Source organism: Kitasatospora sp. NPDC087861, assembly GCF_044742585.1.
Taxonomy (GTDB): Bacteria; Actinomycetota; Actinomycetes; order Streptomycetales; family Streptomycetaceae; genus Kitasatospora.
On the sequence record NZ_JBIUUS010000037.1, the window covers coordinates 45573 to 70233 of the forward strand.

17 protein-coding genes are annotated in these 24661 nt (G+C 74.5%); 4 read left to right on the forward strand and 13 right to left on the reverse strand.

The window, feature by feature from the left end; translation table 11 throughout:
• Positions 1–197 precede the first annotated feature (197 nt).
• The 6 genes from ACIOJE_RS34210 to ACIOJE_RS34235 all read right to left on the reverse strand — a co-directional run bounded on the left by ACIOJE_RS34210 (position 198) and on the right by ACIOJE_RS34235 (position 8992).
• Positions 198–1853 carry an RNA polymerase sigma factor gene (locus ACIOJE_RS34210; RefSeq protein ID WP_280685017.1) on the reverse strand — a complete coding sequence of 552 codons (1656 nt, stop codon included), beginning with the start codon at positions 1851–1853 and terminating at the stop codon, positions 198–200.
• A 449-nt stretch (positions 1854–2302) separates the two neighbouring features.
• Positions 2303–3232 carry a FadR/GntR family transcriptional regulator gene (locus tag ACIOJE_RS34215; protein ID WP_280685018.1) on the reverse strand — a complete coding sequence of 310 codons (930 nt, stop codon included), beginning with the start codon at positions 3230–3232 and terminating at the stop codon, positions 2303–2305.
• Positions 3233–3392: 160 nt separating this feature from the next.
• Positions 3393–4298 (reverse strand): hypothetical protein, encoded by a 906-nt coding sequence (locus ACIOJE_RS34220; protein ID WP_280685019.1) that lies wholly within the window; start codon positions 4296–4298, stop codon positions 3393–3395.
• A 3-nt stretch (positions 4299–4301) separates the two neighbouring features.
• Positions 4302–5750 carry an ATP-binding cassette domain-containing protein gene (locus ACIOJE_RS34225; protein ID WP_400781597.1) on the reverse strand — a complete coding sequence of 483 codons (1449 nt, stop codon included), beginning with the start codon at positions 5748–5750 and terminating at the stop codon, positions 4302–4304.
• Positions 5751–6024: 274 nt separating this feature from the next.
• Positions 6025–6783, reverse strand: a complete 759-nt coding sequence (locus tag ACIOJE_RS34230) for an NUDIX domain-containing protein (protein ID WP_400781600.1) — start codon at positions 6781–6783, stop codon at positions 6025–6027.
• Between the two features lie 103 nt (positions 6784–6886).
• Positions 6887–8992, reverse strand: coding sequence for a glycogen debranching N-terminal domain-containing protein (locus ACIOJE_RS34235; protein ID WP_400781623.1), 2106 nt, complete (start codon positions 8990–8992; stop codon positions 6887–6889).
• Positions 8993–9804: 812 nt separating this feature from the next.
• On the opposite strand from ACIOJE_RS34235, the gene ACIOJE_RS34240 reads away from it, so the two are divergent.
• A complete protein-coding gene (locus tag ACIOJE_RS34240) occupies positions 9805–11118 on the forward strand; it encodes an alpha/beta fold hydrolase (protein ID WP_280685023.1) in 1314 nt (437 codons plus the stop codon).
• A 61-nt stretch (positions 11119–11179) separates the two neighbouring features.
• Here ACIOJE_RS34240 and ACIOJE_RS34245 read toward each other — a convergent pair whose 3' ends face one another.
• Complete coding sequence (locus ACIOJE_RS34245) at positions 11180–12688, reverse strand: DUF4192 domain-containing protein (RefSeq protein ID WP_400781603.1); 1509 nt, start codon at positions 12686–12688, stop codon at positions 11180–11182.
• Positions 12689–12916: 228 nt separating this feature from the next.
• Here ACIOJE_RS34245 and ACIOJE_RS34250 point away from each other — a divergent pair, with 228 nt between their 5' ends.
• Positions 12917–15112, forward strand: coding sequence for a RecQ family ATP-dependent DNA helicase (locus ACIOJE_RS34250; protein ID WP_400781605.1), 2196 nt, complete (start codon positions 12917–12919; stop codon positions 15110–15112).
• A 359-nt stretch (positions 15113–15471) separates the two neighbouring features.
• On the forward strand, positions 15472–16170 hold the full coding sequence (locus ACIOJE_RS34255; RefSeq protein ID WP_280685026.1) for a hypothetical protein: 699 nt from the start codon (positions 15472–15474) through the stop codon (positions 16168–16170).
• A 259-nt stretch (positions 16171–16429) separates the two neighbouring features.
• Here ACIOJE_RS34255 and ACIOJE_RS34260 read toward each other — a convergent pair whose 3' ends face one another.
• From ACIOJE_RS34260 to ACIOJE_RS34270, 3 genes are all read right to left on the reverse strand, one after another.
• Positions 16430–17092, reverse strand: a complete 663-nt coding sequence (locus ACIOJE_RS34260) for a hypothetical protein (RefSeq protein WP_280685027.1) — start codon at positions 17090–17092, stop codon at positions 16430–16432.
• Positions 17093–17192: 100 nt separating this feature from the next.
• Entirely contained in the window at positions 17193–17891 is a 699-nt protein-coding gene (locus tag ACIOJE_RS34265; RefSeq protein ID WP_400781608.1) for a ribonuclease HII, read from the reverse strand.
• A 139-nt stretch (positions 17892–18030) separates the two neighbouring features.
• Entirely contained in the window at positions 18031–18582 is a 552-nt protein-coding gene (locus ACIOJE_RS34270; RefSeq protein ID WP_400781610.1) for a TetR/AcrR family transcriptional regulator, read from the reverse strand.
• Between the two features lie 374 nt (positions 18583–18956).
• On the opposite strand from ACIOJE_RS34270, the gene ACIOJE_RS34275 reads away from it, so the two are divergent.
• On the forward strand, positions 18957–20504 hold the full coding sequence (locus ACIOJE_RS34275; RefSeq protein ID WP_400781612.1) for an MFS transporter: 1548 nt from the start codon (positions 18957–18959) through the stop codon (positions 20502–20504).
• A gap of 192 nt (positions 20505–20696) precedes the next feature.
• Here the strand turns inward: ACIOJE_RS34275 and ACIOJE_RS34280 are convergent, their stop codons facing one another.
• From ACIOJE_RS34280 to ACIOJE_RS34290, 3 genes are all read right to left on the reverse strand, one after another.
• Positions 20697–22211 (reverse strand): DUF4153 domain-containing protein, encoded by a 1515-nt coding sequence (locus ACIOJE_RS34280; protein ID WP_400781614.1) that lies wholly within the window; start codon positions 22209–22211, stop codon positions 20697–20699.
• 334 nt (positions 22212–22545) lie between these two features.
• Positions 22546–23493 carry a carbohydrate ABC transporter permease gene (locus ACIOJE_RS34285; RefSeq protein ID WP_280685031.1) on the reverse strand — a complete coding sequence of 316 codons (948 nt, stop codon included), beginning with the start codon at positions 23491–23493 and terminating at the stop codon, positions 22546–22548.
• Positions 23490–24512: a carbohydrate ABC transporter permease gene (locus ACIOJE_RS34290; protein WP_400781616.1), complete on the reverse strand. Its 1023-nt coding sequence runs from the start codon at positions 24510–24512 to the stop codon at positions 23490–23492. The genes ACIOJE_RS34285 and ACIOJE_RS34290 overlap by 4 nt, the downstream gene beginning before the upstream one ends.
• Between the last annotated feature and the right edge of the window lie 149 nt (positions 24513–24661).

A 24661-nucleotide genomic window follows, 5' to 3' on the forward strand; every position in this document is an offset into this window, starting at 1 on the left:
CTCCAGTCGGCTCGGCAGCAGGCAACCGGCACAGCGTAGGTGATCAACTACACTGCGCGACCGTTTCCCGTCGCACCGCCACTCGGACGAGGGACAACGGCCACCCGGACGCTGACCCGCCCGGACCCGGACAGCCGCGAAGGCCCGGAGCCGTACGACTCCGGGCCTTCGTCACGCGCTTGCGAACGGGGTGCAGATCAGTCCAGGTAGTCGCGCAGCACCTGGGAGCGCGACGGGTGGCGCAGCTTCGACATGGTCTTCGACTCGATCTGGCGGATGCGCTCACGGGTGACCCCGTACACCTTGCCGATCTCGTCGAGCGTCTTCGGCTGACCGTCCGTCAGGCCGAAGCGCATCGAGACCACGCCGGCCTCGCGCTCGGAGAGGGTGTCCAGCACCGAGTGCAGCTGCTCCTGGAGCAGGGTGAAGGAGACCGCGTCGGCCGGGACGACCGCCTCGGAGTCCTCGATCAGGTCACCGAACTCGCTGTCGCCGTCCTCACCGAGCGGGGTGTGCAGCGAGATCGGCTCACGGCCGTACTTCTGGACCTCGATGACCTTCTCGGGGGTCATGTCGAGTTCCTTGGCCAGCTCCTCCGGGGTGGGCTCGCGACCCAGGTCCTGGAGCATCTGGCGCTGGACGCGGGCCAGCTTGTTGATGACCTCGACCATGTGCACCGGGATGCGGATGGTGCGGGCCTGGTCGGCCATGGCGCGGGTGATCGCCTGGCGGATCCACCAGGTGGCGTAGGTGGAGAACTTGTAGCCCTTGGTGTAGTCGAACTTCTCGACCGCACGGATCAGACCGAGGTTGCCCTCCTGGATCAGGTCCAGGAAGAGCATGCCGCGACCGGTGTAGCGCTTGGCCAGCGAGACCACCAGGCGGAGGTTGGCCTCCAGCAGGTGGTTCTTGGCGCGGCGGCCGTCCTCGGCGATGATCTCCAGCTCGCGCTTGAGCTTGGGGGCGAGCTTGTCGGCGGCCGAGAGCTTGTCCTCGGCGAACAGGCCGGCCTCGATGCGCTTGGCGAGCTCGACCTCCTGCTCGGCGTTGAGCAGCGGGACCTTGCCGATCTGCTTCAGGTAGTCCTTGACCGGGTCGGCGGTGGCGCCGGCGACGGCGACCTGCTGGGCCGGCGCGTCGTCCTCGTCGTCGTCGGAGAGGACGAAGCCCTCCGACTCCTCCTCGGGGCCGGCCTCGGCCTCGGTGCCGGCCTTGTCGCCGGGCAGGGCCGCGTCTTCGAGCAGCTCCTCCTCGCCGAGCAGCTCCTCCTCGCCCTTGGCACCCTTGGCGGTCGCGGTCTTCTTGGCGGCGGCCTTCTTGGCCGGCGCGGCGGTCTTCTTGGCGGCGGCCCTCTTGGCCGGGGCGGCCTTCTTCGCCGCGATCGCCTTCGCCTCGCCGACGACCATGGCCGTCTCCTCGGCGGTGATCTCGGCGGACACCGTGGGAGCCGGCGCGGCGGCGGCCGCGACGGCCGGGGCCGCCACGGGCGCACCGGGCGCGATCCGCACGGGCGGCTTGGTCGGGGCCGCGGGGGCGGCCGGGTTCCGGGTGGTGACAGCCTTGGTGGCGGTGCGCTTGGTGGGGCTCTTGGCAGCAACGCTCTTGCGCTTGGCGCCGGCCGGCTCGGCCGCGCTGACCATGAGATCCACCCCCTCCTCAATCAGCACCTGGTTGAGGCTGCGCATGACGTTCTTCCACTTGGTGACCGGGATCTGGTCCGCCTCGAACGCCTGGCGCACGTCGTCACCGGCGATCTGCCCCTGGGCCTTGCCCCGCTCGATGAGCGCCAGCAGAGCTGCGGACTCGGCGATCTCGGGGGGAAGTGAACGGGATGTGCTGGCCGACACGAACAACCTCTCGGACGATGAGTGGACTCGAACCCGTACCGGCCGCCCGAGCGGGCGGGGAAGGAAATCGCGCGTCGGACGCGCGGTGTCGATTCCGACCGACTCGGGCTTGAGGACTGGGCTTGCAGGACGGCAGCAGCGCCGCGGACCAACACAGCATTGTGACATGTTGGAGTATTCCGGAGCTGCTCCCGCTCAGGAGACATCGCTGCTACTCGTCAAGTGTTACGCATGGCCTTCGTGTCGCGGGTCACACCACTCGGCACCCACAGCCACGGGGCCGCAATCCATCATCGCTCACCCGCGCCGAAACCTGTTGTCATGGACGGGGCATCACGCTTTCCGGGCGGGACCGCCGACGCGCAGAAGCCCTCCGGCTGCGCCGCGCGGGTGCGGCCGGAGGGCCCTGGAGGAGCGGAGGACGCCCGGGGCGCCCGCTCACCGGAACAGCCCGCTCAGTGCTCCCGGGGGGCGGGGACGGACGGCTCGATCTCGGGGTGGACGGTGAGCAGCGCGCGCATCGCGACCTCGCCCGCGGTTCCGTCACCGGTGCCCAGCGCGTCCACCAGCCGGGCGTGCAGACTGACCGAGGACTCGGAGGGCCGCTCGCAGGAGGTGGCCGGGCCACCCGACACCTGCAGCGCGCCGGCCACGATCCCGGACAGGTGCTCCAGCATCCGGTTGCCGGCCATTTGCAGTACCAGTCCGTGCAGCTCGGCGTCGGCCCGGCTGTAGGTGGCGAGGTCGGCCTGGGCGGCGGCGTGGCCCATGATCTCGACCAGCTCGACCAGCCGCTGCTGGACGTCCTCCCGGCCGTGGCCGGCGGCGAGCCGGGCGGCCAGCGGCTCGATCGCCCAGCGGAGCTCGAACAGCTCCCGGCGCTGCTCGTCCCGCTGCGGACCGAAGGCGCGCCACTCGATGATGTCCGGGTCCAGCAGGTTCCAGTCGGCGACCGGGCGGACCCGGGTGCCGACGTTCGGCCGGGCGCTGACCAGGCCCTTGGCCTCCAGCACGCGCAGCGACTCGCGGACGACGGTCCGGGACACCTCGAACCGCTGACCGATCTCCTCGGGCACGAGCGGCCGGTCGGCACCGAGGTCGCCGGAGACGATCATCTGGCCGAGCTGCTGGACCAACTGGCCGTGCAGACCGCGACCGCGGCTGCTGGTTGTCTTGCGGCCGACCCTGGCGAGATCAGACTCGGCGCCCTCCCAGCGGGGCGCCGGCGGGGTCTGCCGGTCGTACGAGAAGCGGTCCAGATCGCCTGGGCCGTGGATGGGCCCTTCGGCGGAACGGGCGGGGGTCATGGTGGGGTGCGCAAGGGTACTCACAGCTCCTTTGTCGGCGATCGGCAGGCGCAGCTTGAGAATTCTCGTGAAAAGCACACGAAAGGGTGATCGACCGCGACTGGATAATTGACTTCTTATCAGGAAGAACCGCGCATTGCGGTCACTGCTGGTCGATCTTGATGGTTCGGTGCGGTCGTGCGCGCCGGGTGAGGGTGCACGCCGTGCGGGAGTGCGCGCCGGGTCGAAGCGCACCGGGTCAGAGCGCGCGCCGCCGGGCCTGCACCAGGAGCGCCGTGAGCAGCAGGACGACCGCGGGCGCCGCCACCGCCGCGAGCAGGACCGGGTCCGTCAGCGCCGTACTCCCGGCCACCGCCTCGTGCTCCCCGCCGTAAACCCAGCCGTAGGCCCACTCGATGCCGGATTGGAAGGGCAGCAGTTCGGCCGCCCGGGTCGGCCACGGCGTGCCGGTCCGCCGCAGCAGCAGCGCCACCCCGGACTCCAGCAGTGCCGGCAGCGCGCACAGCAGCAGCACTCCGGCCGCTGCGCTGCGGGTCAGCGACGCCGTCAGCACCCCGGTCCAGCCCGCCACGACGGTCAGCAGGACGAACGTCAGCAAGGCCGCCGGCACGCCGTGGCCGGCCACCAGTGCCACCGGGGCGAACACGCCCGGCAGGTCGGCCAGACCGGACAGCCCGGCGGCGGCCAGCGCCTCCGACACCCGGTCCGACAACGCCGTGGGCTCCGCCCAGGCGGCCACCGTCACCCCGCCCGGCAGCGCGAGATGCACCGCCAGCGCGTCCAGCAGCAGGGTCGCCAGCGCCAGCAGCGCCGCGACGGGGCCGATCACCAGCAGCTTCGCCAGCAGCAGCCGCACCCGTCGCAGGTACGACACCTGGGAGGCCGACAGCCCCGGGTGGCACACCTCGTGCCCGTAGGAGAGCGCGCCCAGCACGCCGGCGCCGAACGCGGCGAACGGCAACGGGATCAGCGGTACGGCGGCGGTCAGCAGCCGTACCCCGGCCGGGGCGGCCAACGGTCCGTCCGGGGCCTGGCTCGCCAGGACGGCGGCCGCGGTGGCGTTGCAGAGCAGCACGGCGGCGAGCAGCAGCCAGGTGGAACGCAGGCCGCGCAGTCGGCGCAGCTCGTAGGCCAGGACACGCACGGTTCACTCGCTCCGGTGGTCGTCGGGGGTGGCGGGGGCCGGGCTCGCCGCCGTGGCCTGGGCCAGGCGGCCGAGCCGAACGGTGTCGTCGGTCGACAGGTCGGCGGCGGCGCTCCCGCGGCGGCCGGCGACCAGGGCGGGCGCGGGCTCTCCGGCACTGGCGGCGGGGGCGAGGGCGGCGGGGCCGGCGACCAATGCGGATCGGGCCGGAACGCCGGGGCCGTCGCGGAACAGCCGCTCCACCGCGACGGTCGGGCCGGAATCGGCGGGGTCGGCCCGGTGGGGGGCGGGGCCGAGGGCGGCCAGGGCGGTCGTGACCGAGGTGACGGGCAGGGCGCGGGTGGGCAGCGCCAGCTCGTCCCGGTGCCGGCTGTCCTGGTGCTGGCCGTCCCGGTGCCGGCCGTCCCGGTGCTGGCCGTCCCGGTGGTGCGGGACGGTGACGGCCGGGGCGTCAGGAGTCGACTCGAGGGCGGGCTCGGCGGCGGGCTCCGGGGCGGGCTCGGCGGCGGTGAGGGCCGGCTGGACGCGGAGGTGGCCGGAGCGGCCGGAGGCGACCGGCAGGGCGGCCCGGGGCGCCGACTGCTCGACCACCCGGTCGGCCAGCTCGTGCAGCAGGATGCCGTGGCGGTAGGCGAGTTCGCCGATCTCGGTGCGGTCGATGCCCGCCACCGCGAGGCCCGCGCCGCCGTCGCGGCGCACCTCGGCGCCCTGGCTGACCAGCAGGTCGGCCAGCCGCGACATCTGCGGCCCGCGGACGGCCACTTCGGGGCTGAGTCTGGTCCGGCAGAAGTCCGCCACCGGCTGGTCGGCCACCAGTCGGCCGCGATCCAGCGTGATGACCCGGTCGGCGAGCTGCGCGGCCTCCTGTGGGGTGCGGGTGGTCACCAGGACCGTCCCGCCGGCGACGCCGAACGAGCGCAGGAAGGAGTGGAACCACTCGACGTTGCGCGGCGACAGGCCATCGGTCGGCGCGTCCAGCAGCAGTGTGCCGGGGTCGCCGAGCAGGGCGGCGGCCAGGGCCAGCCGACGGTGCATGCCGGGCGAGAAGGAGCGCAGCCGCTGTCCGGCGACGGCGGCCAGCCGGGTCTGCTCCAGGAGTTCGTCGGCCCGCCGCGCGGGGACGCCGACCGCTGAGGCCAGCATCCGCAGGTGGCAGTGCGCCTTGCGGCCCGGGTGGCCGGCCATGGCGGCCGCGCCCGGCCCGGGGCCGGGCAACAGCACGCCGACCTCGCGTTCGGGGCGGCGCAGCCGGCGATAGGTGCGGCCGTCGAAGAGCGTGACGCCCTGGCCGCGTTCGAGTTCGAGCATCAGCCGCAGCGCGGTGGACTTGCCCGCGTCCTCGGCGCCGAGCAGCGCGGTCACCATGCCGGGCCGGGTGTCGAAGGTCAGATCGAGGACCGCGGGTGGGACGCCCTTGCGGTAGACCTTGGTCAGTCCGGTGATCTGGATCATCGCTGCCTGCTCCCATGCCTCGGCCGGCCTGCTCGACGCGGAGCGCCCCCTGACGTGTCGGCGTGTGCCCGCACGGCTCCGCGCCAGCACATTAGGGGTCGGCGGCGGCGATTCCGGGCATTACGGGAGCGGCGCGGGCCCGTCGGCCGCCCACCTCACCCGATCAGGGGACAATCCGATCCTGCGATTCCCGGTCGGGGGCGGGGTGGGCCAGGGTGGGACGGCCGTGGCGGTGGGCGGCGGTGGGCGGGGTGGGCCGGGTGGGCCGGGGTCGTCAGGACTCCGGGCGCAGCATGGGCGGGTTGAGGGCGCTCGCGCCGCCCGCGGTGAACAGCTGGGCCGGACGGCCGCCCTGACGGGCCGTCGTGCCGCCGGAGGGCAGCAGGAAGCCCGGGGTCCCGGTGACCTTGCGGTGGAAGTTCCGCGGGTCCAGGACCACGCCCCAGACCGCTTCGTAGACCCGGCGCAGCTCGCCGACGGTGAACTCGGTCGGGCAGAAGGCGGTGGCGAGGGAGGAGTACTCGATCTTGGAGCGGGCGCGTTCCACGCCGTCGGCGAGGATCAGCCCGTGGTCGAAGGCGAGCGGGACGCCGTCGACCGGGCTCTGGCCGAGCAGTTCGCCGACCGGGGCCCAGCGGGCGCTGCTGGCGTCGCCGCCGGCCCGGGGGGTCGGCAGGTCGGGCGCGAGGACCAGGTAGGCGACGCTGACCACCCGCATCCGGGGGTCGCGCTGCGGGTGGCCGTAGGTGGCGAGCTGCTCCAGGTGGGCGCCGGCCGCGCCGGGGCCGACCGCCTCGTGGCCCGGGGCGGAGTGAGCGCGCAGACCGGTCTCCTCGGCCAGCTCCCGGGAGGCGGCCTCGGCCAGGCCCTCGTCCGGGCGGACGAAGCCGCCGGGCAGTGCCCAGTACCCCTGGAAGGGCGGCTCGCCGCGTCTGACCAGCAGGGCGCAGAGCGCGTGGTCGCGCACCGTCAGCACCACCAGGTCAACCGTGACAGCGAACGGGGGGAAGGCCGACGGATCGTAGCGCGACATGGCGACGATCATAGTCGTCTCTCTGACGATAAGCACAGGCCACGGACAGGCTTCGCCCGGCCCGCCCGGCCGTCGCCGGAGGCGGACGGGCCGGGCGGGGGCGTCAGCGGGCGACCAGTTGCAGCGCCGCGGAGGCCTCCTCGACCATCGCCACTCCGATCCGGCTCACCCGGACCGAGAAGGGCTCTCCGGCCACCCGCAGGCCGGTCAGCTCCAGCTCGCCGAGCGGAGCGGTGCTGGCCGGGCGGACCAGGACCCGGCCGCCCGGGACGTCGGGGCGAACCCCGGCGAGTGCGAACACCGCGTGCGCGGCGCCGGCCGCCGAAACGGCCGCCGGGCGGCAGGCGGCCGGGTGCGGCACCGGCGGGCAGCCGGGGGTGCGCTGCTCCCCCGCGTACATCTCGGGCAGCCGCCCCTCGTAGTGGGCGGCCGCTGCGAGCAGACCCTCCAACAGGGTGCCGGCCTCGTTCTCGTGGCCGGTCTCGGCCAGTCCGGCGATCGCCAGCGCGGTCTCGTGGACCCGCACCGCCCCGCCCCGGTGGCCCAGCGGGTTGAAGCGGGGGGACTTGGCGCTGAGCGTGCGCAGGCCCCAGCCGCTGTCCAGATCCGGCGCGACCAGGCGCTGGGCGAGTAGCCGGGTCTGTTCCCGGTCCAGCAGGCTCTCGTGCCGGCCGCCGTCGGCGGCGAGCCCGGTGTCGAGCAGGTGCACCAGGGAGGAGGCGACGGCCGGCAGCGGCTGACCGCCCGGGGCCAGCCCGGCGGCGGGGCGGCCGCCGGAGAGGTCGTCGATCCAGAACCGCTCGCGGAAGCGCCCGCGCAGGTCGGCGGCCCAGCCGCGCCACTGCTCGGCGCCGGGGCGGCCGAAGGCCTCCAGCAGTTCGGCGCCGTGCAGGGCGGCGCGGTGGGCCTGCGCCTGGACCTCGGCGCGGGCGGCCACCGGGTGGGCGGCTCGGTCCTCCGCCGGACGGCTGAGGTCGGTCACGAAGCCGTCGACCAGGCCCTCGCGGAGGGCGGCCAGGGCCCGCTCGGCAGCCGGGAGCAGGTCGGCGGTCTCCGCCCGGGGCAGGCCCCAGCGCCAGGCCTCGGCCAGCACCGTGACGAAGAGCAGGGTGGCCTCGGTGGCGGTGCAGGTGGGCGGCAGCTCGGGGCCACCGTGCCGCAGGGCCCCGGGCAGCAGGCCCTCGGTGCGCCCCGGGACGGGGGTGAGCTGCTGACGGCGGGCCAGCGCCCGGAGGGTGCCGGCGGCGAGCCGGGTGCCGAGCGGCAGGGTCAGCCGGGCGGCCCAGAGCGCGTCGGCCGGGGCCAGGCCGAAGCGCCAGGGCGCGCCGGAGGCCGGGTAGAGGTCGGTCGGGCGGTCCGGGTCGGCGAACAGGAGCGTGCCGAGGGCGTCCAGGGAACGGGTGACCAGCAGGGCGGCCCGGGCGTCGTCGCTGCGGACCTCCGGTTCGGCCCAGGGCAGCGGTACGCCGGTGCCGCGCCCGCCGGGTGGGCGCGGGCCGGAGGCGGTGCTCTCCAGTTCGGCGCGCAGTTCGACCGACCAGCGGGCGCCGGGTTGGACCTCCAGGTCCCAGCGGAGCACCCCGGCGCCGGCCAGCACGGCGTGCGGGGAGGGCTTGGCGCTGACCACGGCGCTGTGCGCCGGGCCGGCCCAGCGCAGCCCGGCGGACTGCACCTGGCCGGGCAGGTCGGGCGGGCGGTGCCCGGCAGCGATCTCGGCGACCGGGCCGAGATCGGTGCCAAGGGCGATCTCCATCGGGAGGCGGGCGGGCCGGCTGCCGGTGTTGCGCACGGTGACGGTCTCCATGCCGTCCGCGTGCCGCAGCCGCTCGACGGTGAGCGCCGGGTCCGGATCGAGGTCGCCGGGGAGCCGGACGGCGCCGAGGAACCGGGCCTGGGCGGTGCTGGTCAGGGTGCCCTGGAGCGGCAGCGGCTCCATGCCGCCCAGGCGCAGCTCCATCCGGGCGAGCACCCGGACGCCGTTGCGGTAGAAGCCGTGCAGGCCGTGGCCGCGCAGCTGTCCGTCCGGTCCGGAGGCGGCCATCGCGGGGGCGTTGACGCAGAGCACCGCGTGGTGGACGGCGGGGGGCTGCGGCCGTGGCGGGGCCGCGAGCCGGCTCGGGCCGGCGGGTGCCCCCGCCGGTCCGCCCGCCTGGACCTGGTCGGGACGGCCGACCGGTCTCGGCGCGCCGACCACGCTCTCGGCCGGCATGGCCTGTGGTGGCCTCGTGGCGGTCACCGGACTCTCCTCCCCTCGGCGGTCCGGTGGCCGGTCAGGCCGGTGGGCCGCGAGCACGCTCGATCGCGTGCTGATGGTGCCGGGCCGGCGGGGTGTCCCGTCGGCGGGTGTGCCGTGTCTGGCCGTACCCGGTGCCGGGCCGTGCCATGCGGTGCGGTGCGCGGTACCGGGCCGGTACCGGCGCGCCGCGCGCCTTCGCGTCGGGCCTGCCGCGGTGCCCGGTACATCGCCAGGTCCGGTGCGCCGGCCTGCCGGTGATGCCCGGCCCGTGGCCCGCGCCCGCCGGACCGTTCGAGCCCGTGGTGGCCGCCGGCCCGGTGGTGCGGGCGACGGCCGCCCGCTCCGGCACCGTGACGCCGTGGCCGCCCCGCTCGGCGGGCGGCCGACCGGAACCGGGCTGCCGGACGGCCGTCGGCCGTCGGCCGGGTGCAGGGCCCCCGGGGTGAACGCCGCGCACCACCTCCAGGTCACGCCCGACGCCGGGTACGGTCCGTCGCACCCGGCGGGCCGGGCGGTCGTGCCGCGGCCCTCGGTCCGTCACAGTCGGGCCGTCACCAGGGCGGCGTCGCAGGCTCGCCGCCGGGCGGCGGCCGCTGCGCCCCAGGTCCGGGGCCTGCCGCGAGGACCACCCCGACCCGCCCCCGCATGCCTGATCGAGTGGACGGTGGCCGTCGAACCGGCGCCCGACCGCGGCCAGGATACGGTGCGGGGGTCGCGGCGCCCGCACCCGGTGACCCCGTGAGCCGCGACGTGACCGCTGTGACCAGCAGAGACCGAGGAGTTGCATGTCCACCGTCAGCCGGCTGCCCGGGATTGTCACGACCGACCACGTCTTCCGACTCCCCCTCGACCACGCCACCCCGCAGGGCGAGCGGATCGAGGTGTACGCCCGGGAGGTGGTGGCCGCCGGCCGCGAGCAGGCCGATCTGCCGTGGCTGCTCTTCCTCCAGGGCGGGCCCGGCGGCAAGGCCGCCCGCCCGCTCGGCCGGGACGCCTGGCTGGAACGCGCCCTCGACGACTACCGGGTGCTCCTGCTCGACCAGCGCGGCACCGGCCGGTCCACGCCCGCGACCCGGCAGACTCTCGCCCGGCGCGGCGGCGCCCAGGAACAGGCCGACTACCTGGCGCACTTCCGCGCGGACTCGATCGTGCGGGACGCCGAGCTGATCCGCCACCAGCTGCTCGGCGCGGACCGGCGCTGGAGCGTGCTCGGCCAGAGCTTCGGCGGCTTCTGCATCCTCACCTACCTCTCCATCGCTCCCGAGGGCCTGACCGAGGCCTTCGTCACCGGCGGCCTGGCCGGCCTCGGCAGTTCGGCGGACGACGTCTACCGCGCCGCCTACCCGCGGGTCGCCCGCAAGAACGAGGACCACTACGCCAGGTTCCCGCAGGACGTCGAGGCGGTACGACGGATCGCCGCGCACCTCGCCGCCACCCCCGCCACCCTGCCCGACGGCGGGCTGCTGACCGTCGAGGCGTTCCAGGCCCTCGGGCTGATGCTCGGCGGCGGCAGCGGCTCCGGCACCCTGCACTACCTGCTGGAGGAGGCCTGGGTGGACGGCGCGGCCGGCCCCGAGCTGTCCGACACCTTCCTGGCCGGTGTCCAGGCCAGGCTCTCCTTCGCGGAGGGCCCGCTGTACGCCGTGCTGCACGAGTCGATCTACGGCCAGCGCTCGGTGGACCAGGGCGGCACCGCCTGGTCGGCCGAGCGGGTCCGCAAGGAGTTCCCGCAGTTCGACGCCCGGGCCGCGCTGGACTCCGACTCGCCGGTGCTGTTCACCGGGGAGATGATCTACCCCTGGATGTTCGACACCGACCCGGCGCTGCGCCCGCTGAAGGAGACCGCGGACCTGCTGGCCGCCCGCACCGACTGGCCGGACCTGTACGACCCGGCGCGGCTGGCGGCCAACACGGTGCCCGTCGTGGCGGCGGTCTACCACGACGACATGTACGTGGAGACCGCCGATTCGCTGGAGACCGCCCGCGCGGTGCGCGGCGTGCGGACCTGGATCACCAACGAGTGGGAGCACGACGGCCTGCGGGCGAGCGGCGGCACGGTGCTCGACCGCCTGATCAAGATGGCGCACGGCGAGGCGTAGCGGAGCCCGGCCGGGCACGGCGGCGAGGCTCCGGACCGCCCCCGACGGGCGCCCCGCGAGGTCAGCGCGCATGGCGGGCTCCCCTCGCCGCCCGACGGACGCCCCGGCAGCGGTGCCGCCCGGCGGCCGACGGTGCGGCGGCCGACCGGCACGCCGCCGCCCGACCGAGCCGCAGTCCGCGGGCCGACCGCTCCCGGGACGCCGGAACCCACCCGGGCGCCGGCAGCAAGGCTGCCGGCCCCGGATCGCCCGGCCCCGGCGCCGGTTCGGCGGGGCCGACAGGACCGACGGGGCCGCGCTCGGCCGCTGCGGCCTGTGCGGCCTTCGAGGCCTTCGAGGCCTTCCGGCGGCGGCGCGCGGCCCCCGCCGGGCCGGGCCGCCCACCGTGGCCGCCCGGGCCGCCGCCCGGGCCCGCGGCGGGCGCCGGCCCCGGTGCGTCGGCGCGCGCCGGTACGGGCCCGTCCTCCTCGCGCCTCCGCCGCTGCGCCTCGACCGCCGCGAGCAGCGCGTCGGGCGCCATGCCGTCGTTCAACGACTCGTACAGCAGCTCGGCCAGCAGATAGGACGGGTCGAGCCGGAGGACGTGGCCGAGTACGACGCGGGCCGTCGCCGTGTCCCCCGCCACCCAGGAGGCCCAGGCCAGCAGGGTGAGCGGGGCCACCGCGCAGCCCTCGTAGGGCGGCACGGCGCGCCGGGCGAGGAAGCGCCAGAGCCGTTCGGCGGGCGCGAGCTCGGCGGGCCGGGTGTACTCGACACCGCGATCCCGGGTGTGGCGGTCCCGCAGGGCGACCAGCACCCGGGCCGCCCGATCGTCGTCCAGCTCCCGGGCTCCGGCCGCGAACTCGGCGAAGGCCTGGTCGAGCAGTTCGGCGCCCCGCTCCCGGGCGACGGCGGCGGACCCGGCGCGCTCAGCGGCCTCGGCCGCCTCGGCCCGGGCGAGCGCCGCACGCTGGGCGTCCGCCCCCGGCGGGCCGATCGGGGTCAGCCCGCCGATGATCGCCTTCCGGCTGCCGCGCGGCGCGAGGCCCGCGAAGGCCGCGGCGGCCGCCGCCGGGCCCGGGCCGGGGGCCCGGCGGATCGGGTTGCCCGCCGGATCGCAGCACCCGGCACGGCGGCAGAGGAAGGACCACCAGCGGCCGTCCGAGACGCAGAGCGACTCCTTGACGGCCACCCCCCTGCGCCCGAAGGCCGCCCGGAGGTCGTCCGCGAGCGGCCGCAGGCCGTCCACCACCGGAGGGGCGTGCGCCGTGGTCGGATCCTGGCAGAGGTAGAGGAGCACCTGGACCGGCCGCTCGCCGTGCCGCTCGGAGAGGGCGACCAGCAGGGCGGCCGTCTCGTCCGCCGCGGCCGGCCACTGCGCGGGCGACTCCGGGACGTCCGCCCGGATCACTCCGCCCTGGTGCAGGTCGGGCCCCTGGAGGCCGACCGCGACGATGCTGTCGTCGGGGTAGAACCCCAGGAGGTAGGGCAGCAGCTCGGCCATGTCGGCCGGACCGCGCATGGTGACCGGCCGGTGGCCGGAGGCCGGGCCGAGGGACAGGATGACGTGTTCGTTGTTCATGGCGTTCATGACCGGAAGCGTGGCTCAATCCGAAAGCCGTGCCAGATTTTTCTCTTTTCCTGTAGATAACCCCGGCCTCGTTTTCCGCCTCCCTCATTCGGAGCACGCCGCGCCCACTCCTCCGAGTGAAAGTTGACGCCCGTTCAGCTGAAGAACGGATGAAATACATCCGGTCTCCACCTCTCCCGCAGCCCCGGCATTCGCCCCTTGTCGGCGGCTCGGGGTTACATGGACGCCATGCAGCAGCCCGAGAACCACACCACCGCCACCGCCGACCGCGCCGAGGTCCGGGCGCGGGCCGAGGCCGTCCTGCGCGAGCTCGCCGGGCCCGGCGCCGCCCTGCGCGAGGACCAGTGGACGGCCATCGAGGCCCTGGTGGTCGACCACCGCCGCGCCCTGGTCGTGCAGCGCACCGGCTGGGGGAAGTCCGCGGTCTACTTCATCGCCACCGCCCTGCTCCGGGCCCGGGGCGCCGGGCCGACGGTGATCGTCTCCCCGCTGCTCGCCCTGATGCGCAACCAGGTCGAGTCAGCCGCCCGGGCCGGCATCCACGCCCGGACGATCAACTCGGCCAACACCGACGAGTGGGACGAGGTCCAGGCCGAGGTCTCCGCCGGGAAGGTCGACGTCCTGCTGGTCAGCCCCGAGCGGCTGAACAACCCCGACTTCCGCGACCAGGTGCTGCCCAAGCTCGCCGCCTCCACCGGCCTGCTGGTGGTCGACGAGGCCCACTGCATCTCGGACTGGGGCCACGACTTCCGCCCCGACTACCGCCGGCTGCGCACGATGCTCGCCGAGCTGCCGCCCGGCGTTCCGGTGCTGGCCACCACCGCCACCGCCAACGCCCGGGTCACCGCGGACGTCGCCGAGCAGCTCGGCACCGGCAGCACCGACGAGCGCGCCCTGGTGCTGCGCGGGCCGCTCGACCGGGAAAGTCTCACCCTGGGCGTGCTGGCCCTGCCCGACCCGGCGCACCGGCTGGCCTGGCTGGCCGACCACCTCGACCGGCTCCCGGGCTCCGGCATCGTCTACACCCTGACGGTGGCCGCCGCCGAGGAGGTGACGGCCTTCCTGCGCGAGCGGGGCTTCCCGGTGGCCTCCTACTCCGGCCGGACGGAGGACGCCGAGCGCCGCACCGCCGAGGCCGACCTGCTGGCCAACCGGGTCAAGGCGCTGGTCGCCACCTCCGCGCTGGGCATGGGCTTCGACAAGCCCGACCTCGGCTTCGTCGTGCACCTCGGCTCGCCCAGCTCGCCGATCGCCTACTACCAGCAGGTCGGCCGGGCCGGGCGCGGCGTCGACCGGGCCGAGGTGCTACTGCTGCCCGGGCGCGAGGACGAGGCGATCTGGCGCTACTTCGCCTCGCTGGCCTTCCCGCCGGAGGAGCAGGTGCGCCGCACCATCGACGCGCTGGCCGAGGCCGGCCGCCCGTTGTCCACCGCCGCGCTGGAGCCCCGGGTGGACCTGCGCCGCACCCGGCTGGAGACCATGCTCAAGGTGCTCGACGTGGACGGCGCCGTCCGCCGGGTCAAGGGCGGCTGGACGGCCACCGGGCAGAGCTGGGCGTACGACACCGCCCGGTACGCCAAGGTCGCGGCCTCCCGCGAGGCCGAACAGCGGGCGATGCGCGAGTACGCTGCGGCCACCGGCTGCCGGATGGAGTTCCTGCGCCGCCAGCTGGACGACGACCAGGCCCGGCCGTGCGGCCGGTGCGACAACTGCGCGGGGCCGCTGCACACCCCCGAGGTCTCCGCCGAGGTGCTGGACGCGGCCCGGGCCGCCCTCGGACGCCCGGGCGTCAGCTTCGAGCCGCGCCGGCTCTGGCCCACCGGGATGGACGCCCTCGGCGTGCCGCTCAAGGGGCGGATCCCGGCGGGCGAGCAGGCCGAGAACGGGCGGGCACTCGGCCGGCTGTCCGACATCGGCTGGGGCAACCGGCTGCGCGCCCTGCTCGCTGACCAGGCCCCGGACGTGCCGGTGCCCGGGGAGGCGGTGGACGCCCTGGTCGCGGTGCTCGCCGACTGGGCCCGCGGCCCGGGCGGGTGGGCCGGGCCCGAGACGGCGGACGGCACCCGGCTGGACCGGCCGGTCGGCGTGGTGACCATGACCTCCTCGACCCGCCCCCAGCTGGTCGGCAGCCTCGGTGCGCGGATCGCCGAGATCGGGCGGCTACCGCTGCTCGGCCGGATCGAGTACGCCGGCGGTCGGCCGCCGCACGGCGCGCGCAGCAACAGCGCCCAGCGACTGCACTCGCTGGCCGGGGCGCTGACGCTGCCGCCGGAGGTGGCGCAGGCGGTGGCCGAAGCCGGCGGGCCGGTGCTGCTGGTGGACGACCTCGTCGATTCGGGCTGGACGGTCACCGTGGCCGCCAGGTTGCTGCGCCGCGCCGGAGCGAGCGCGGTGTTGCCCCTGGTGCTGGCTGTGCAGGGGTGAGCGGGCGGCCGCCGACCGCCACCCCGACACTCACTCGAATGGCCTAACGAAGGGAGAAGGCGGCCCCACCGCGAACTCGCGGGACACCCGACCGGGGAAAGGAGTGGTCACCGTGCCGATGACGGTTCACCAAAGCCTGCGCGCGGCCTGGATCAAGGTCCGAGGCCGCCCGAGCGCCGCTCGGAGAGCGGTGGAACATATCCGGCGAAACATGGGCTCTCGGGTGGCGTTCATCATTTCATCGTTGCCGCTCCACCCCCTATGCCACGAGAATTGGCGCGTACCCGAAACCCTGTCCGCTGGACCCGGCCTTCGGCGTACCCGCGTACCCGCGTGCCCGTGGGTCAGGAAGGAGGATCGTGATCAACGGTATCGGCCGAGGTCAGCATCCCCTCGCCCGGAGTTCGGCGCCCAGACGGCTGCTGGACCTGGAGACCTGGACCGCCTCGGGGATCCCGTTGCTGCGCGACCCGCGCGAGTTCGTCCTGGAACTGCACCAGCGCCACCTGCCCCAGCCGGGCACGGTCGTGGTCGCCGTCCTCGACGCGCTGCACCACCTGGCCGCCTCGGCCTCGTTCACGCCCTGGCCACACGACACCGACGGCTGGCACCACCGCAACGCCCTGCTCACGCACCTGCGCCAGATCACCCCGCACGACCTGCGGCTGGCCCGACCGACCCGAACGGCCGTGCTGCTGCGCTGCCGCGAGGGCGCACCCGGCTGGACGGAACAGGACGGCGCCTGGATGTGGGCGCTGCGGGACGCGGCCGGCCTGCACGGGCTGCGCTGCGGCTCCTACATCGGGCTCACCCCGGCGGGCTGGCAGCTCCTCGGGGACGGCCGGAGCGGACGCAACCCGCACGCGGGGTCGTGGGCGGACGGGCCGGTGCACACCGTGACGGAACTGCCGCCGCGCTCGGCGCTGGACGCCTCGCGCGGCCAGCGTGCCCGGCACCAGGCAGCCGAGCGGGCCCAGCACTCCCGCCCGCCCGAACACCCGTGCCCCCCGACGCGGGTCGCTGCTGTCCAGCCGGCCCGGCGCACCGGCACCCGCTGACCCCGACGACACCGGGCACACGGCACAGGCACAGACACAGGCACAGGCCCCAGGCACCCGCGTACGAGCCGACGCCACGACCGAAGCCGGGGTCACGGCCCGACCGACCCCGCGCACCGCTGCCCCCACGACCCGCGTCCCGGGAGCCGAAAGCCCTCGCCGTCACCGGGGTACGACCGACCCCGGGCCCGGCGCCGTACGGCGCCGGGCCCGGGGTGGCTCAGCCGTGGTCAGGCGCCGGCCGGGCGGCCGGGCGCGGTTACGCCCGACCGGGTGTGAGCCGGGCCGGCGGCAGCTGGGCCGGGTCGCCGCAGACCACGAGCAGCGCGGTCGCGTGGCCGAGCGCCTTGGTGTGGGCCTCGGCGGCCCGGGCTGCCGGCCCGCCGTTGAGCACCAGGACGACCACCTCTCGGTGTACCGGCCGGGTCAGCGCGACGTCCGCGTAGAACACGTCCCCGCCCTCGGCGAGTTGCGCCCAGTAGCGCTCCTCGCCGAAGGAGAGCTCGTGCTGCTGCCAGGGGTGGGCCTCACCGACCGTCAGCACCAGGATGTCGCCCGGGTTGCGGCCGGCGTCGAGCAGCCGGTCGACCAGGTCGTCGGCGCGCTCCAGCGCCTGCGCAGCGGGGACGGCGACGCGCTGGGTCTCGACCTGCGATGCGGCGGCGGCCGGACGGCGCGGCGCCGGTCCGGGCCTGGGGATCTGCCGCGGCGGACCGGGACGGTCGGCGCGCGGGGGTGCCGGACGCGGAGGTGCCGGGCGGGGGCCGGGCACCGGAGCGGCGGCGACGGTGGTGGGTACGGTGGAAGTCGCGCCGCTGCTGGCAGGCGCGCGGAGGGCTTGTGCGTCCGACTCGCGGGGGAAGGGAACGCCGGGGCCCGGGAGGCTCTCGTGAATCTCCGACTCCTCGGGGAAGACAGGCATACCCGGATATCTATCAAATGCCGGTCGAACGCGCACGGGCACCCCACCCCTTGGGCACCGGACACCCACCTCCCCCACCCAGGCAATTCCAGACGGACCGTCAGAAACCGAGCGTCAACTGTTCGTCGGCGGAGTCTTCGGCCGCACCCGCGACGTCCCGGACGCGCTTCAGGTGCCGCCACTTCGGCAGCCCGTCCAGGTACGCCCAGGAGAGCCGGTGGTGCTCGGTCGGGCCGAACTCCTCCAGCGCGGCGCGGTGCACCGGGGACGGGTAGCCGGCGTTGTCCGCGAAGCCGTACTCCGGCCACTCCTCGCCGAGTTCGGCCATCAGCCCGTCACGGTGGACCTTGGCGAGCACGGAGGCGGCGGAGACGCAGATGCAGGACTGGTCACCCTTGATCACCGTGCGCACCCGCCAGGGGCCGCCCAGGTAGTCGTGCTTGCCGTCCAGGATCACCGCGTCGGGCTCGACCGGCAGCGCCTCCAGGGCCCGGACGGCGGCCAGTCGCAGCGCCGCCGTCATGCCGAGCTCGTCGCACTCCTGCGGCGAGGCGTGGCCGAGCGCGTACGCGGTGACCCAGTCGGCGAGGAGCGGGGCGAGCGCGCGGCGGCGCAGCTCGGTGAGCAGCTTGGAGTCGGTCAGCCCCTCCGGGGCCTTGCGCAGGCCGGTGACGGCCGCGCCCACGGTGACCGGGCCGGCCCAGGCACCGCGCCCGACCTCGTCCAGGCCGACGACGATCCTGGCGCCGGCCCGGCGGAGCGAGCGCTCGACGGAGTGCGTCGGCGGGACGATGGGCATCGCGGTTTCCGTTCAGCTGGGCAGCCTCCAGCCTAATCCCCGCCGTCCGACCACCGGGCACCTCCCCGCAGCCGCCCGCAGCCGCCCGAACCCACCCAGAACCCGCCCGCACCGCGCTCAGAACCCGCCCGCACCGCGCTCAGGCGCGGATCAGCGGGTGCAGCACCTCGTCCACCAGCCGGGCCCCGAAGTCCGGCCCCATGTTCTGCCGGCCGCAGATCTTCACCTGGTAGAGCAGCATCGCCGGGACGACATCCGCGACCAGCGCGGTGGCCGCGCCGGGCCGGACGTCGCCGCGTTCGGCGCCACGGCGCAGGATCGCCAGGATGGTCTCCTTGGTCGGCTCGATCACCCGCTGGACGATGAAGTCCTTGAAGACCTCGGCCCGTTCATGGTCGATCTCGCCCATCAGCGCCTGGATGGCGGCGCCCGTCGGGGAGTTCATCGCGCCCGTGAACACCTCGATGAGCTGGCGCAATTCGAGCTGGGCGGACCCCAGGTCGGAGGTGTCGTAGGGGCGTGGGAGAGTGGAGTCCAGGGCGTCGATGACCAGTTCGTCCTTGGACGCCCAGCGCCGGTAGAGCGCGGCCTTCCCGGTCCGTGCCGCGCCGGCGACACCTTCCATCGTCAGCCGCGCGTATCCGCCGGAGGTGAGCTGGTCGAGCGTGGCCTCGAAGATCGCGTTCTCCAACTCCTTCCCCCGCCGCCGCACCGGCCGCGCGAGGGCCTCCCTGGCGACCCGCATCGGACAGTGAGCCGCCGGATCCGGCGCCGCTCCCGAGGGCGCCCTGGGCGACGGGGGCGCGTCCGCCGCCTCTGGCGGGCGGGCGCCCGCCCGCCCGGCCGCCCGGTCCGCCGTCAGGCGCCGCACCAACCGATCCATCGCCACCATCCTTAGGGAACGCTTGCGTTCACAATCTGGTCCAGGATATCGTCCACATTAGTGAACGATCCCGTTCCTTCCTAGGCCCGCGCCAGCCTGCGGGCCCACGCCGGACCAGTCGGTCCGCAGCGTACGAAGCACACGGCACACAGCCAGGCACATAGCCAGCAGGGGGCACAATCGTGGCTATCTCCGACACGCTCAGCAAGAACTCACCACCGCAAGGCAGCCAAGGTCGGGGCAAGGGCATCACCCTGACCGTCATCGCGGCCACGCAGCTGATGGTGGTGCTCGACGCCACCATCGTGAACATCGCGTTGCCGCAGATCAGGGACGCGCTGAACTTCTCGACCACCAACCTGTCGTGGGTCATCAACGCCTACACGCTGACCTTCGGCGGGCTGCTGCTGCTCGGCGGGCGCGCGGGCGACATCCTCGGCCGCCGCCGGGTGTTCATCTTCGGCACCCTGCTGTTCGGCTTCGCCTCCCTGCTGGGCGGCTTCGCCCAGGACGGCGGCATGCTGCTGGCCGCCCGCGCGCTCCAGGGCATCGGCGGCGCGATCTGTTCACCGACGGCGTTCGCCCTGATCGCCACCAACTTCGAGGAAGGGCCGGAACGCAACAGGGCGTTCGGCGTGTTCTCGGCGGTGGCCGGGTCCGGTGCCGCGATCGGTCTGCTGGCCGGCGGTCTGCTCACCGAATACCTCGACTGGCGCTGGGTCTTCTTCGTCAACGTGCCGATCGCGGCGCTGATCGCGCTCGCCGCGCCGCGCTACATCGCCGAGTCCGAGCGCCACGCGGGCCGCTTCGACCTGCCGGGCGCATTCACCTCGACACTGGGCCTGGTCGGCCTGGTCTACGGGTTCATCCGGGCCGCCTCCGACGGCTGGTCGGACAGCATCACGCTCGGCTCCTTCGCGGCCGGCGTGCTGCTGCTCGCCGCGTTCGTCGTGATCGAGAACCGCACCGACCAGCCGATCACCCCGCTGCACCTGCTCGCCAACCGCAACCGCACCGGCGGCCTGGTGATGATGCTCTGCCTGGCCGCCGCCATGTTCGGCATCTTCTTCTACATCACCCTCTTCGTGCAGGGCCCGCTGGGCTACAGCCCGCTGAAGGCCGGCGTGTCCTTCCTCCCGATCAGCGTGTCGATCATCATCGCCGCGCAAATCGCCTCCACCCTCCAGGCCAAGTACGGCCCGAAGCCGTTCATGGCGGGCGGCGCGCTGCTCGTCACCGTCGGCCTCACCTGGCTGACCCAGATGAGCAAGGACAGCGGCTACCTGGACGGGGTGCTCGGCCCCACGGTCATCTTCGGCTTCGGCATGGGCCTGATCTTCGTCCCAGTGATGCTGCTCGCGGTCGCGGGCGTCCCCGGCCAGGAGACCGGCGCCGCGTCCGGCCTGCTCAACTCGATGCAGCAGATCGGTGGTTCGCTCGGCCTGTCGATCCTGACCACGGTCTTCGCCCACTACGCCACCGCCGAGGGCAAGATCCAGCAGCCGAAGTTCCTGCAGTCGGCCACTCCGGACCAGCTGGCCTACCTCCAGCAGCACCACGAGTTCCCGAAGGGCACCGACGCCGCCAACTCGGTCCTCACCCAGGGCATCTCGCACGGCTTCATCGTGGGCGCCGTGCTCGCCGGGGTGGCGCTGGTGGTCGCGGTCTTCGTGGTCAAGGCCAAGGCCAGCGACCTGCCGAGCGGCGCCTCCGGCGTCGCGATGCACTGAGCCCCACCGAGACGCACCGCACCACACCGCACAGCACCGCACCACACAGCACCACACCGGGCCGGCCGGGAGCAGCACGCTCCCGGCCGGCCCGGCCGTTTCCCGACCCGTGTCAGGACCGGTCTCCGTCAGACCGGCCGCCGTCACGACCGACCTCCGCTACGACCGGCCGCCGTCACGACCGACCCGCCGTCACGGCCAGAGGTGCTCGTACGTCAGGCCGGCCGGCTCGCAGGAGGTGCGCCCGTTCGCCCAGTGGTCCGCCGGCGGCCGCTGCGCCAGGATCTCCCGGGCCCGGGCGGCGGAGGCGCTGGTGGCGTACCAGGGCCTCGGGTGGTGCTCCAGCCCGTCGTGGATCAGCTGCAGCGCGCAGGTCCGCTCGACGCCGGGGAGCTGGTCCAGCGCGGGGACGGCGTCCGGCGAGAGGTCGCGGACGTTGCGCAGGTCGATCTGGGCGGTCCGCTCGAAGCGGGCGACGTTCTGCTCGGCGATGATCGCGTCCGGGCCCATCAGCCCGTACACCGCGACCGTGAGCATGCCGCTGAGGACGACGACGCGCGGCAGCCAGCCGGCCGAGCGGGTCAGCCCGGCGGTGATCAGCAACAGGAGGACCACGCCGAGCCAGCCCTCGACCACCAGCACCCAGAGCCGCAGCCGGGTCAGCCCGGAGGCGTCGACGTAGAACCACATCCGGCCGAGTGCCGAGGCGACCACGACCAGGGCGAGCAGGCAGAGCGCGCCGAGCAGGATCCGAGCCACCCGGCGGTCGGCCGGCGTGCTGCGCGGGGCCCAGCGCTTGGCGACCGCCACCACGACCAGGGTGAGCGCGGTGATCACGCTCAGCTGCCAGAAGCCCTGCCGGGCGTACTCGGAGCGGCTCATCCCGGTGGTGCGCAGGACGGCGTCGGCGCCGCCGAGCACCACCAGGCCCTGGATCACCGCGAAGGTGCCGAACATCAGGTTGAGCGCGACCAGCGGCAGCGCCCACTCCAGCCGGCGGCGGGCCCGGCCCGGCCGGACGACCGTACGGTCCCAGCGGCGCGGCCCGGCCGCGATGTGGGCGAAGCCCACGGCAGTGAGCACCCCGAGGGCGAACAGCACCGAGCGCAGCGGGAGCTCGTCGAGGTCGAGGCTGGGGCTGAGGCCGCTCAGCAGGTCGGCCATGGCGGCGTCCGCACCGGCGAACAGCAGGCCGAAGACGGTCAGCAGGACGGCGGCGACCGCGAGCGCCTTGAGCACCGGGACGATCCGGCCCCGGCCGGGCAGGCTCCGGCTGCGCAGCCCGTCCACCGCCCAGAGCACGCCGGGCGGCAGCTGCCAGACGATGGCGGGCAGGGCGAGCAGGACGCCCGCCCAGCGGCTGCCGCCGTGCAGCGCGAGCGAGGCCAGGCCCAGGGCGCACACGACGGACAGCGTCACCGGCCAGCCCGCCTCCCAGAGCGCCGGGACGGCGAGCAGGGCGACGGCCAGCAGGCTCCACACCGCCGTCCAGGGCCGGATCCGGCGGCCCGCCGACCGGGCAGCGAGGCCGGCCGCGACGGCGGTGACCCCGGCGCAGATCAGCAGGTTGACGCCCAGGCCGTCGAACAGCAGCCAGGCCGTCAGCAGGCCGGCGAACAGGGCCAGGAGGAGGGTCCGGGGCGTGGCGGGCGCCTTGCGCTCGGGGTCGCTGGGGCGCAGCCACGAGGTGGACGTCGGCGCGGGCATGCCGGCGCCCCAGGACGGACCGGGCGCGGGTCCGGACGCGGGCACCGACCCTGGCGCAGGCCCAGGCCCAGGTCCGGGTCCGGGTGGCAGGTCGGCCGGGGCGGGCGTGGACGGACCGGACATGGGTCCCCCTCAGTGGTCGGTGGGCATGCGGAAGCCGCCCTCGGGGCGGTCCGCCGGCGGGCGCGCTCGGCGCCGCGGCTGCAGCCGACTGTAGACCATTCTGAACAAGTTCAAAAATCAGTTCTGAACAGGTTCAGAAACACCTGGCCGGCCACAGTGCCCCAACCGCCGGCCCTTCGCCCTCGCCCGCGCCCCTCTCCCGCGCCCCTCGCTACCCCTTCACCGACCCGGCCAGCAGCCCCCGGACGAAGTACCGCTGCAGGCTGAAGAAGACGATCAGCGGGACGATGATCGACAGGAACGCCCCGGCCGTCAGCAGCTCCCACCGCCCGCCGAAGGATCCGGACAGCTGCGCCAGCCGGACCGTCATCGGCGCCACCTCCGGCGTGCCGCCCGCGAAGGTCAGCGCGACCAGCAGGTCGTTCCAGACCCACAGGAACTGGAAGATCGCGAACGAGGCCAGCGCCGGGGTGCACAGCGGCAGCACGATCGAGCGGAAGATCTTGAAGTGCGAGGCGCCGTCCACCACCGCCGCCTCCATCAGGTCGCGCGGCAACTGGGCGATGAAGTTGTGCAGCAGGAACACCGCCAGCGGCAGCGCGAACATCGTGTGCGCCAGCCAGACCGGCGCGTAGCTGCCCTTCAGGTCCACCGCCGGGATCAGCGTCAGCGAGCCCAGGTGCGCGCCGCCGGAGAACAGCCGCAGCAGCGGGATCAGCGCCATCTGGATCGGCACCACCTGGAGCGCGAACACCGCGAAGAACACCGTGTCGCTGCCCCGGAACCGCACCCAGGCCAGCCCGTACGCCGCCATCGCCGCCAGCACCAGCGGGAACAGGGTGGCCGGGACGCTGATCGCCAGCGAGTTCACCAGGAACGGCATCAGCCCGGTGGAGACGCCCGAGCCGCCCTCGAACAGCACCGTGTGGTAGTTGCCCAGGCCGAGGTCCGGGTGGAGAAGCGCGTTCCACCAGCCGTTCGAGGTCACGTCCTGTTTGGGGCGCAGCGAGGTCACCAGCAGACCCAGCGTCGGGATCGTCCACAGGACGGTCACCGCGATGACGAAGACCGAGGCCAGCGGGCGGCTGAAGGCCTTCCGGACCGGATTGGCGTGCGGCGCGCTCATCGCGCGGGTCGGCTTGCCGTGTCGAGCGCTCATCGGACCCTCCGCTCCTTCCGCAGCTGAACGATGTTGTAGGCCACCAGCGGCAGCACCGCGAGGAAGAGGATCACCGCGAGGGCGCTGCCCCGCCCGGTGTTGAACTGCACGAAGGACTGCGAGTACATCTCGTTGGCCAGCACCTGAGTGCCGAAGTTGCCGCCGGTCATGGTGCGGACGATGTCGAAGGCCTTCAGGGTGATGATCATGATGGTGGTCAGCACCACCACCACCGTGGTGCGGATCATCGGCACCGTGACGTACCAGAACAGCCGCACCCCCTGCGCCCCGTCCAGCCGGGCCGCCTCGGTGACCTCGTCCGGGATCGCCTTGATCGCCGCCGACAGCACCACCATCGCGAAGCCCGTCTGCACCCACACCATCACCGCCATCAGCAGGAAGGTGTTCAGCGGCTGCGAGAGCATCCAGTTCGGGGGGTCGTCCCAGCCCACCGCGATGGCTAGTTGGCTGAGCAGGCCGATCTGCTGCTGCCCCGGCCCGCGCGACTCGTAGACGAACTTGAAGATGATCGAGGCACCGACCAGCGAGATCGCCATCGGCATGAAGATCAGCGACTTGTACACCGCCTGGCCGCGCATCCGGTCCACCAGCAGCGCCAGCAGCAGGCCCAGGCCGGTCGCCACCAGCGGCGCGACCACCAGCCAGAGCAGCGTGTTGACCAGCACCTTCTGCACGGAGTCGGTGGTGAACGCCCAGCCGAAGTTCTCGCCGCCGACGAACCGGCTGCCGTCGTCGTTCTGCAGGCTCAGGTAGACCGTCCGGATCAGCGGCACGACCAGGCCCACCAGCAGCAGCACCGCGGCCGGGCCGAGGAACACCGCCACCGCCAGCGGGCGGGAGAGCCGGCCCCTGGCCCGGCCTGCGGCGAAGAAGACCAGCAGGAGGATGCCGAGGAAGCCCGCGGCGGCGCCGAGGCTGTTGCCGAACTTGACCGCCGCATCGCCCCACGCGCCGGTGGCGAGCGTGGTGGCCGGGGACGGGGTTCCGGGTACGGACATGACTGTGCGTCCCTCCTGCTCTCGTGGGAAGGGGGCGGGCGGTGCGGGTGGGTGGCCCCCCCCCCCCCGGGGCGGGGGGGGGGGGGGGCGGCGCGGGGGGCGGGGGGGGGGGCGGCGCGGGCCCCGGCCCGGTGCCCGCCCGGGGCCCG